Raw genomic sequence first — 9479 nt, forward strand, 5'->3', positions numbered from 1 at the left:
CCCCCCGAGCCTCCCCTCCCGCCCGACACCCGGGTCCTGCTGGCCCGCGGCCCGTTCACGGTGGCCGGCGAGACCGCCGTCCTGCGCGAGCACCGCATCGACGTACTGGTCACCAAGGACAGCGGGGGAGCGGCGACCGCGGCCAAACTGACGGCGGCCCGGGACCTCGCCCTGCCGGTGGTCGTCGTGCGCCGGCCCCCACCGCCGGAGGGCGTGCCCGTGGTGCCCGACGTGCCGGGTGTCCTGGAGCGGCTGGGCCTCGGCGGGCACCCTGACTGTGCCCCCGGCCTGGGCGGGCGCTGACCGAGACTCCCGCCTGGGCGGGCCCTGATCGAGGCCCCGGCCCGGGCGCGCCCCGACCGAGATCCCGGCTGCGGCGGGCCCTGACCGAGACCCGGCCTCAGCTGGCCCCGGCCGCGGAGCCCCTTCGTCCCGCTCCCTCAGTGCGCCGCCTCGGGGACGGGTTGCCGCATCCGGGTGGGCAGCCCGTTGCTCAGGTCCTCCACCAGCAGGCGCTTGGCGATCGCGTCCACGGCGACGCGCAGGTCCGCGTCCGAGGGGCGGCCGATGTCCTGCTCCACCCGGTCCTCCAGCCAGGACGCCCACGCCCGCCCGATGACCAGCGCCTCGCGGGCACCGGCGTCGGTGTGCGAGAGCAGCGAACCGTGCCGGGTCAGGAACCCCTCCTCCACCATCCGGTCGAACACCGGCAGCAGCACCTCCGGCGGCACCCGGCGGCGGGCGGCGATCAGCCCGAGGCTGGCGTGGCCGACCAGCCGCGTGAACAGCTCGACCTGCATCACGGCCCAGGCACCGGCGACATCGAGGCGAGTGTCGCTGTCCGCGATGATGCGCCGGGCGGTGTCCAGCTCCGTACTGCCGATGATCTTCCCGACGGAGGCCTCCAGCGCCCGGCGGCTGCTGGCGTCGTGCGGTGAGGCGAAGCCCTCGCCCATGTCGGTGGAGCCCGCGCGGGCGCTGTCGCGCAGCTGCACCTGCTTGAGGAACAGGGCGACGACGAGGCCGAGGGCGGCGACCGGCACCGTCCACAGGAACACGGTCTGGATGGTGTCCGCGTACGCGCCGATGACCGGTGCCGACGCCTCCGGAGGCAGCCCGTGCACGCCCGCCGGGCTGGTCGCCGCCCGGCCGATCACCGCCGGGTCCGCGGCGCCCGTGCGTGCGGCCTCGGCCACGCCGTCGCGCAGGTTGGGGCCGAGGCTGTTGGCGTAGATCGTGCCGAACACGGCGGTGCCGAAGGAGCTGCCCAGCGTGCGGAAGAAGGTGACGCCGGAGGTCGCGGTGCCGAGGTCGGCGTAGTCGACGGTGTTCTGCACGGCGATGGTCAGCACCTGCATGGACAGCCCGATGCCCGTGCCCAGCACGAACATGTACAGCGACTCGAGGCCGGCGCCCGTGGACGGCCCCATCAGCGACATCAGGTACAGGCCGACGCCCATCACCAGGCTGCCGACGATCGGGAACAGCCGGTACTTGCCCGTCCGGCTCACCACGGTGCCGCTGAACACCGAGGCGAGCAGCAGCCCGGCCACCATCGGCAGCGTCCGGACCCCGGAGACGGTGGCCGAGTCGCCGTCGACGTACTGGAGATACGTCGGCAGATAGGTCAGCGCGCCGAGCATCGCGAAGCCGACGATGAAGCTGAGGATCGAGCAGACCGTGAACACCGGGTTGGCGAACAGCCGCATCGGCAGCATCGGTTCGGCGGCCCGGGTCTCCACCAGGCAGAAGAGGGCGAGCGCGATCAGCCCGCCCGCGAACAGGCCGATGATGACGCCGGAACCCCACGCGTACTCGTTGCCGCCCCAGCTCGTCGCCAGGATCAGCGCGCTCGCGCCGAGCGCGACCAGGGCGATGCCCAGGTAGTCGATGACGGGCCGGACGGCCGACTTCACCACCGGGATGGTGCGGGCGGCGGCGATCACGACGACGATCGCGATCGGCACGTTGACGTAGAACGCCCAGCGCCAGGACAGATGGTCGGTGAACAGGCCGCCCAGCAGCGGTCCGATGACCGTCGCGACCCCGAACACCGCGCCGATGGCGCCCTGGTACTTGCCGCGCTCCCGCAGCGGGATGACGTCGGCGATCAGCGCCATCGCCGTCACCATCAGGCCGCCCGCGCCGATGCCCTGCATGGCCCGCCAGGCGATCAGCAGCGGCATGTTCGTGGCCAGCCCGCACAGGAACGAGCCGGTGATGAACACGACCGCCGAGACCTGGAAGACCACCTTGCGGCCGAACAGGTCGCCGAACTTGCCGACCAGCACGGTCGCCACGGTCTCGGCGAGGAGGTACGAGGTGACCACCCACGACATGTGGGAGGCGCCGCCCAGGTCCGACACGATCGTCGGCAGCGCGGTGCCGACGATGGTCTGGTCGAGGGCCGCCAGCAGCATGCCGAGCATGATCGTGACGAAGACGACGTTGCGGCGGCGCTTGTCCAGCACGGGCGGCTGGGCCGCGGCGGTCCGTGGCGTTTCCTCGGCGACAGTCACCAGGTCACGATCACACCCGTGCACGGGCCACGCATGCGGGGACGGTCCGCCCGGGTGCCGCCGGACGGCAGCATCCCGGCGGTCCCCCTAGGGCGTGTCCGCAAAGTCCCTCCTGCCCCGCGACGCCTGGCACGCCCTCTCGCCGCACCGGGCGAAGTCCCGAGTACGCCCAGTACGAGGGACTGCGCCCGGCACGCCGAGAGCACGCACCAGACGCCGCGGGGCCCGCCCTCCGGGCGGACGGAGGGACTTTGCGGACACGCCCTAGCGGTCCCCGGGGTTGCGCCGCAGCAGGTACGTGTCCATGATCCAGCCCTTGCGCTCCCGGGCCTCTGCCCGCAGCCGCTCGATGCGGGGCGCGGCCTCGGCGATCGGGCCCGAGGCGAGGATCTCGTCCGGGGTGCCCAGGTAGGCGCCCCAGTAGATGTCGATGTCCTGGTCCGCGTACCGCCGGAAGGCCTGGTGGGCGTCCAGCATCACCACCACGTCGTCCACGCCCTCCGGGAAGCCCTCGCCGAGACGCCGGCCGGTCGTGATCTGCACCGGACGCGCGACCCGGTTCAGCCCGGTCCGGTGCCGGGCGACCAGCGAGGAGACACTGCTGATGCCGGGCACGACGTCGTACGCGAACTCCACCGTGCCGCGCTCCAGGATCTCCTCCAGGATGCCGAGCGTGCTGTCGTACAGCGCGGGGTCGCCCCACACCAGGAACGCGCCGCTCTCGTCCTCGCCCAGCTCCTCGGCGATCAGCCGCTCGTAGATCCCGGCGCGGGCGCTGCGCCAGTCCCCGACGGCGGGGGAGTAGGCCGTGCCGCCCGCGGTGCGGTCCCGCTCCGGGTCGCGCGCCTCGACGACCCGGTACGTGCCCTCGGGTACGTGCGTCTCCAGCATGTCCCGGCGCACCTGCACCAGGTCCGCCTTGGCCTCGCCCTTGTCCAGGACGAAGAACACGTCCGTGCTCCGCAGCGCCCGGACCGCCTGGAGGGTGAGCTGGTCGGGGTCGCCGGCGCCGATACCGATCACATGAATTGTCCGCACGCCCCGAGTCTGCCGTACGCCGCTGCCGCCGCCCCGGCCGGGCTGCCCAGCCCCGACGTACGCCTCTGCCGCTGCCCCGGCCGATGTACGCCGATGCCGCCGCCTGGCCGCGCGGCCCCCGGCGCCGACGTGGGGCTCAGCCCCGCAGCCGCGGTGCCCGCGCCCCCGCGTCCACCGACGCGCCGGCCTCCACGTCCCCCGCCAGCTCCCGGGCCCACCCGGCGACCACGGCCAGCTCCAGCCCGTACGGCCGCTCCCGCCCGTGCTCCGACGCCGCCCACCGCGTCACGGCCCCGGCCCCGCGCCGCAGCAGCCTGGCCCCGCCGGTGACATTGCCGCGGGCCGCGTGCGTGAGCCCGACGGCCAGCTGCGCCAGGCCCCGCCACAGCTCCCGCTCCTCCTCGGGACCCGACTTCCAGGCGTCCTCGAAGACCTCGTGCGCATGGAACGGCTTGCCCTCGTCCAGCAGCCGCTGCGCCTCGGCGACCGTCTCGCCGGGGGCCCGTACGACCCCCTCGGGCTGTCGGGGGACGCCCTCGGCGCCGTACGGCAGCGGGCGTCCCAGCCCGTCCCGCGGCCGGGCGTTGCGGGCCCGCCCCTCGTCGTCGCGGTCCCGCGAGTCCGCCGGGCGGTCCGGGGCTGTCCTGTCGGCAGGGCTGTCCATGGGGCCGATTGTCCCTCGCCCGTCCCCGCTTAGGCGCAGCCCGGGGTGTGGGGTAAAGTGCTGTCCGCGTGATCGCGCGGTACACCGCGTGTGAGCACATCGGGACGTGGCGCAGCTTGGTAGCGCACTTGACTGGGGGTCAAGGGGTCGCAGGTTCAAATCCTGTCGTCCCGACGGTGAAGCACAAGGTCAGAGGGGTCCTTCGGGACCCCTCTTGATCGTTTCCAGGGGCCGCCGTCTCACAATCTCTCAGAAACGCCGTTGATCAAGGTCAGCCGAGCAGTTCGGCCAGCTTCTCCGAACCCACCCTGAGCGACTGCGGGTCGGGGTGCGCGTAGGTCCGATGCGACAGGCAGGCGTGCCGCGCGTCGTACCACCGCACCTTCCGTGCGCCCGTGGTGGCCATCACATCCCGCCACCTGAACACCAGGCGGGCTGATTGATCAATGAGCTTCTTCGAAGACTCGTTTCACTACGTCATCCGGGCACCCCAGGATTCTCAGTGAATGAGCCCGTACTGCCAGTTCAAGGATGCGCACCACTTCATCAAGTTCGAACGCATCGTAGCCTCACGTGCCGTGCGCAAGGTTATTCCGAACGATGCGCAGCGCATTTTCCGGTGTTCTTACTGAAGGGTTTTGAGGACCAGATGGGGGACCAGCGTCCCTCGGCCCGGTGAGCATCGTCACCACCTGCTGATGGCGGCTGCCGAAGGAGCGGGACGGCCAGCCTACGGACGGGATGAACAGTTCCTGTATGGCCAATTCTGCCGTGTTTCCAGGGGCATTGAGAACGCCTCGATGAAATCGATGTGCCCCTTTCGCGGGGAGGGGCTCGCAATTCGTCACCGGTACCCCGATGCTTGGCGCACCCGGCGTTGTCGTGGAAGGACGCGTGGATCGGCGCGAGGTCTTCGCCGCTCGTGTCGTCGAGGGCCGTGACGTTGATGCCGATCTCCGGGATGTCGCTGTCGATCGCCGCGACGCGGCTGCCGCAGGTAGGGCAGAAGCCGCGCTTCGCCTCATCGGGGAAGGTCTCGTACCAGGTTGGTTCGCCGCCCTCGCCGGTCCAAGTGATCGTCTTGAAGCCCACCCACCACATCACGGGGGTGCCGCCGAGTTTCTGGCAATGATCACATTCACAGGTGTGGGGGAAGACGGCCGGGCCCTGAGCGGTGAAGCGGACACGACCGCAGAGGCAACCGCCGGTGCGATCCTCGGCTGGTTCGGATCGCTGGGCGTCGGCGGTGGGGGTGGCGTTCATCAGGTGATCTCCCGGACATCGTGGGCAAGTTGGGCAGATCAGTGTGCCATCGGTTCCACGATCGTCCGGACGCTGTTGGCGGCTCTGGCGTGGCCCGACCGCGTGCGCCGATTGGGGAGGCGACACGGGGGCCGGGCGACGAAACCGCAGCTCAGGGGCGACCAAGGGTGCGGACGGTCCATCCGGCCTCGCGCCAGGTGTCGGTGCTCAGGGTGCCGCGTCCGTCGATGACGCGCGGGGGAGGCGGGCCCGCGCCTCTCGGACGCGCCGCTGCGCGGCCGGGTGACGGCTTCGCTAGCCTTGCTGCGGTCGCCTACAGGGCTGGAACGAAGCTGGGAGAGACACATCGTGGTGAAGGTCCTTATCGCCGGGGGAGCCGGTTACATCGGCAGCACGGTCGCCTCGGCCTGCCTGGACGCGGGCATCACCCCCGTGATCCTCGACAACCTCGTCCGGGGCCGCCGCGAGTTCACCGAGGGCCGCACCTTCTACGAGGGCGACATCGCCGACGGCGCACTGGTCGACCGGATCTTCTCGGAGCACCCGGACATCTCCGCCGTGGTGCACTGCGCGGCGCTGATCGTGGTGCCCGAGTCCGTCGCGGACCCGATCGGCTACTACGAGGCGAACGTGGCCAAGAGCCTGGCCTTCGTCAGCCACCTGCACCGCAACGGCTGCGACCGCATCATCTTCAGCAGCTCGGCCTCCATCTACCAGGCCGAGGACGGCTCGCCCGTCAACGAGGACTCGCCGCTGGCGCCGCAGAGCCCCTACGCACGGACGAAGGCCGTGTGCGAGGAGATGTTCGCCGACATCGCCGTGGCGGGGCCGCGCGTGCTGTCGCTGCGGTACTTCAACCCGGTCGGTGCCGACCCGAAGCTGCGTACCGGGCTTCAGCTCAAGCGGCCCAGCCACGCCCTGGGAGTGCTTATCCAGGCGCACCAGGAGGGCCGACCGTTCCCGATCACGGGGACGAACTACCCGACGCGCGACGGCAGCGGCATCCGGGACTACGTACACGTCTGGGATCTCGCCGCGGCCCACATCGCGGCGATCGAGCGCTTCGACTCCGTCCTCACGGGGTCGAAGCGCTCGATCGCGATCAACCTGGGCACCGGCTCCGGCACCACGGTCCGGGAGCTGTGCGAGGCGTTCAACAACGTCGTCAGCACGCCCCTGGCAACCGTCGACGCCGATCCGCGGCCCGGTGACGTGGCCGGTGGCTACACCAAGAGCGACCGGGCGGCAGACCTGCTGGGGTGGACGCCGCAGCTCTCCCTGGAGGACGGCATCCGATCCGCCCTGGACTGGATTCCGGTGCGCGACGGGCTGTTGAAGGACTGAGCCCTTTCCCCGCCCTCACTCCTCCCGGGCCCGAGCGCCCGGGAGGAAGCCCGCTTCGAGGGCGAGCAGGTGCCGGAGGGCGGGTGCGAGCCACGCGGTGTCCCACCGGTGGTCCGCCGGGGCATCCCGGTAGGCGTCGTGGGGGATGCCGAGCGCTTCGAGGAGCCGGCGGCCGGCGGTCCAGTCGGCTTCCAGGGTGCCGATGCCCCCGAGCGCGATGCGGCGGGCCCCTTGGAGGGCTGCCGCGTGGCGGCGCAGGTTCTGCCGTACGTCGTACTCGTCGAGCCGTGCGGTGCTGCCGGCGACGTCCACGAGCTGTGGGTGGGGCGGGCGGTCGCTGAGCAGTGAGGCATCCCAGATGCTGGCGACGGCGAAGAGGCCGGGGTGCCGGGTCAGTAGGTTGAGGGCGGCGAAGCCGCCCTTGCTGAATCCCAGCAGGTGCACCGGCGGTCGGGCCTCGTTGCCGAGCAGGGCCAGGACGGTCGGTACGACCACGCGGACGAGGTGGTCCTCCTGTCGGCAGTCGGCCCGGGTGGCGTGGTTGACCAGCCAGGGCGACGCGCTGAACGTCGGTGCGGCGAAGACGGTCCCGTCGCGCAGGTGAGCCGGGAGCCGTCCGATCTCGACAAGGCTGTGGCCGTACTTGCGCCCGTCGCCCTTCTCGACGGGCAGGGCGAGCACAACCCTGCGCACCCGCTGCTCGGGCCAGATCACGGTGACCTGCGTTCTGGGCCTCTGGAATGGGCTCTCCACGAGGACCAACCGGGTGCCGGCAGGCAGGGTGTCGGCGTCGTGGACGTGTGCCTGGCTGTGCGGGAGGGCGGGGTGTTCATGGGCGGAGGGCGGCGACGGCATCGTGGTAGGTCTCCCAGTTGTCGCAGTTGAACCGGAGGTCGTCCGGCCGGAGCGGCAGCGCCGTGAGGTGGTTGCCGGCGGCGATCCAGCGCCGGATGGCGTCGATGAGGTAGAGCTCGCCGCCCGGGCGGGGCGGGCACGCGCGCAGGGCGTCGAAGACGACGGGACCGAGCACCCAGCGGGCGGCGCAGGCGTGCACCCACTGGGCACCGGCGTGGTCCAGGAGGTCCCTGCCGAAGGCGACCGCGGCCGGCCCGGGCCCGGGCGCGTCGGCCGCGCCCAGCAGGGTCTCGTGCGCAGGGATGCCGTCCGCGGGGAAGATGCGGGTCAGGACGGAGCAGTCTGCCGTGCCGGCGAGGAGCCGCTGGAGCGGTGTCTCGCGGTCGGCGGCGCCGCGGATCAGGTTGTCCCCGAACGCGAGGACGAACGGCTGTCCTTGGGTCCATGTCTCGGCTGCGAGGACGGGGGCGCCGGGGCCGGCGCCGTCGTCCTGGCCCCTGTAGGAGAAGTCCATGCCGTACGCGGAGCCGCTGCCGAAGTAGGCCGGGATCTGCGGCTTGCGCGCCGAGACCACGAACAGGACGTCGGTGATCCCTGCGGTGCGCAGTTCGTGGACGAGGTGCTCCAGGATCGGCCGTCCTCCGGCGGGCAGCATCTCCTTGGGCAGGATGCGGGTGATCGGGTCCATCTTGGTTCCGGCCCCGCCGGCTGCCACGACCGCCCTGGTGATCGTGCGCGACATGACGTCTCTCCCGTCAGGCGCTCGGCCGGACGAGCGGGTTGGCCAGCCAGTCGAGCCAGGTGCCGTAGACGTCGCAGTGGGCCACGATGTCGGAGCGGCTCACGCCGCCGGTGTGGCCGGCCATGATCATGTGAGGGATCTCCTGGCCGAAGTGGCCGATGGAGATCTCGTGCAGGGGGCGGCGCCGGCTCTGCTCGGCGAGGGTGTCGACGAGACGTTCCCGGCCGCCCGGCGAGCCGAAGATCTGGTAGATCGACCACGAGAAGACGAAGACCAGGTGCTGGTCGTCCGGGGTCTCGGCGACGACGTCGGCGAGGTGGTCCTGAGCCTTGCCAGCCAGGATCGCCGGCGGGGTGCGGGCGGCCAGCGCCAGGGCGGAGTTCAGGGTGTGCATCCGGTTGGTCTGCTCGGGCCAGGTGAGGCTGACCAGCCACTCGGTGGCCTCGCGGTCGGTGACGTCCACCGGACTCGGTTCGATCCCGACCGGACGTACGAACCTCGTGGGGTCCAGGGACAGAGGCGGCATGGCGCCCTTGACCTCGCAGTACAGGACCGTGTCCGGGTCGCTGCCGGGCAGCGTGAGCCGGTGCCCGTTGTAGTCGTAGGCGTAGCGGTCCCAGAGCAGGGTCAGCCCGGCGCTGGCGCCCACGACCACGATCCTGATCGGCCGACCGTCGTCGAGCTGCTGCTGGAGCGCCGCGAAGGCGGGCAGAAGGACGGTACAGCGGTTGACCTCGTTGGTCTGGACGGACCGGGTGGAGATGATCCGGCGGATGCGTCCGGCGTGGCGGCGGCAGAAGTCCGTCAGCAGGTCGGCGGCGCGGTCTTCGGTCAGCTCCTCGTCGCCGGTGAAGTGGGGGGCGAGCGGGTGCCGGACGCCGCGGCGCAGGATGTGGTGGACGGCCGCGAGCAGCATGTTGGGGGCGGGCTGTCCCGGCTGGGTGTGGGCCGCGAGGTCGAGCAGCTCCGGGGTGCGGGCGGCCGCGTGGGACAGGGTGGCGTAGAGCGGGGACAGGCCCGTGGCCTGTTGGTCGGCGAACCGCCGAAAGGTCTA

The 9479-nt window shown here is 71.7% G+C and carries 9 protein-coding genes, 1 tRNA gene and 1 pseudogene; 3 read left to right on the forward strand and 8 right to left on the reverse strand.

The window, feature by feature from the left end; genetic code table 11:
- Nucleotides 1-303 (forward strand): precorrin-6A/cobalt-precorrin-6A reductase (locus tag GTW67_RS30570; RefSeq protein WP_161167996.1); only part of this gene is annotated, 303 nt, incomplete at its 5' end.
- 137 nt (nt 304-440) lie between these two features.
- Here the strand turns inward: GTW67_RS30570 and GTW67_RS30575 are convergent.
- The 3 genes from GTW67_RS30575 to GTW67_RS30585 form a co-directional block, all read right to left on the reverse strand.
- Complete coding sequence (locus GTW67_RS30575; protein ID WP_161167997.1) at nt 441-2519, reverse strand: DHA2 family efflux MFS transporter permease subunit; 2079 nt, start codon at nt 2517-2519, stop codon at nt 441-443.
- A gap of 264 nt (nt 2520-2783) precedes the next feature.
- Nucleotides 2784-3557, reverse strand: coding sequence for a precorrin-6A synthase (deacetylating) (cobF, locus tag GTW67_RS30580; RefSeq protein ID WP_161167998.1), 774 nt, complete (start codon nt 3555-3557; stop codon nt 2784-2786).
- Nucleotides 3558-3693: 136 nt separating this feature from the next.
- Nucleotides 3694-4221 carry a DUF309 domain-containing protein gene (locus tag GTW67_RS30585; protein ID WP_161167999.1) on the reverse strand — a complete coding sequence of 176 codons (528 nt, stop codon included), beginning with the start codon at nt 4219-4221 and terminating at the stop codon, nt 3694-3696.
- A gap of 100 nt (nt 4222-4321) precedes the next feature.
- On the opposite strand from GTW67_RS30585, the gene GTW67_RS30590 reads away from it, so the two are divergent.
- Nucleotides 4322-4395, forward strand: a tRNA-Pro gene (locus tag GTW67_RS30590).
- A gap of 97 nt (nt 4396-4492) precedes the next feature.
- On the opposite strand, the gene GTW67_RS38235 is transcribed toward GTW67_RS30590, so the two are convergent.
- Together GTW67_RS38235 and GTW67_RS37950 are read right to left on the reverse strand one after the other, a co-directional pair.
- Entirely contained in the window at nt 4493-4627 is a 135-nt protein-coding gene (locus tag GTW67_RS38235) for a hypothetical protein (RefSeq protein ID WP_272920547.1), read from the reverse strand.
- Nucleotides 4628-4809: 182 nt separating this feature from the next.
- Nucleotides 4810-5484 carry a GFA family protein gene (locus GTW67_RS37950; protein WP_237519100.1) on the reverse strand — a complete coding sequence of 225 codons (675 nt, stop codon included), beginning with the start codon at nt 5482-5484 and terminating at the stop codon, nt 4810-4812.
- A 348-nt stretch (nt 5485-5832) separates the two neighbouring features.
- On the opposite strand from GTW67_RS37950, the gene galE reads away from it, so the two are divergent.
- Entirely contained in the window at nt 5833-6828 is a 996-nt protein-coding gene (gene galE, locus GTW67_RS30600) for a UDP-glucose 4-epimerase GalE (RefSeq protein ID WP_346010790.1), read from the forward strand.
- 15 nt (nt 6829-6843) lie between these two features.
- On the opposite strand, the gene GTW67_RS30605 is transcribed toward galE, so the two are convergent.
- The 3 genes and pseudogenes from GTW67_RS30605 to GTW67_RS30615 all read right to left on the reverse strand — a co-directional run.
- Entirely contained in the window at nt 6844-7683 is an 840-nt protein-coding gene (locus GTW67_RS30605; protein WP_161168000.1) for an alpha/beta hydrolase, read from the reverse strand.
- The gene (locus tag GTW67_RS30610) at nt 7658-8425 is read right to left on the reverse strand and encodes a sugar phosphate nucleotidyltransferase (RefSeq protein WP_161168001.1); all 768 of its coding nucleotides are present in this window, start codon (nt 8423-8425) and stop codon (nt 7658-7660) included. The genes GTW67_RS30605 and GTW67_RS30610 overlap by 26 nt, the downstream gene beginning before the upstream one ends.
- Nucleotides 8426-8438: 13 nt before the next feature.
- Nucleotides 8439-9464, reverse strand: a pseudogene (locus GTW67_RS30615) (DUF2332 domain-containing protein); the annotation flags it as partial.
- Between the last annotated feature and the right edge of the window lie 15 nt (nt 9465-9479).

Origin of the sequence: Streptomyces sp. SID5910 (genome assembly GCF_009862125.1) — a bacterium.
Lineage (GTDB): Bacteria > Actinomycetota > Actinomycetes > Streptomycetales > Streptomycetaceae > Streptomyces.

What these genes read in the sequence shown, in the direction of transcription:
- GTW67_RS30585 (WP_161167999.1), bottom strand. Translation starts at nt 4,221, where the DNA reads ATGGACAGCCCTGCCGACAGGACAGCCCCGGACCGCCCGGCGGACTCG.
- GTW67_RS30605 (WP_161168000.1), bottom strand. Translation starts at nt 7,683, where the DNA reads ATGCCGTCGCCGCCCTCCGCCCATGAACACCCCGCCCTCCCGCACAGC.
- GTW67_RS37950 (WP_237519100.1), bottom strand. Translation starts at nt 5,484, where the DNA reads ATGAACGCCACCCCCACCGCCGACGCCCAGCGATCCGAACCAGCCGAG.
- GTW67_RS38235 (WP_272920547.1), bottom strand. Translation starts at nt 4,627, where the DNA reads ATGGCCACCACGGGCGCACGGAAGGTGCGGTGGTACGACGCGCGGCAC.
- GTW67_RS30610 (WP_161168001.1), bottom strand. Translation starts at nt 8,425, where the DNA reads ATGTCGCGCACGATCACCAGGGCGGTCGTGGCAGCCGGCGGGGCCGGA.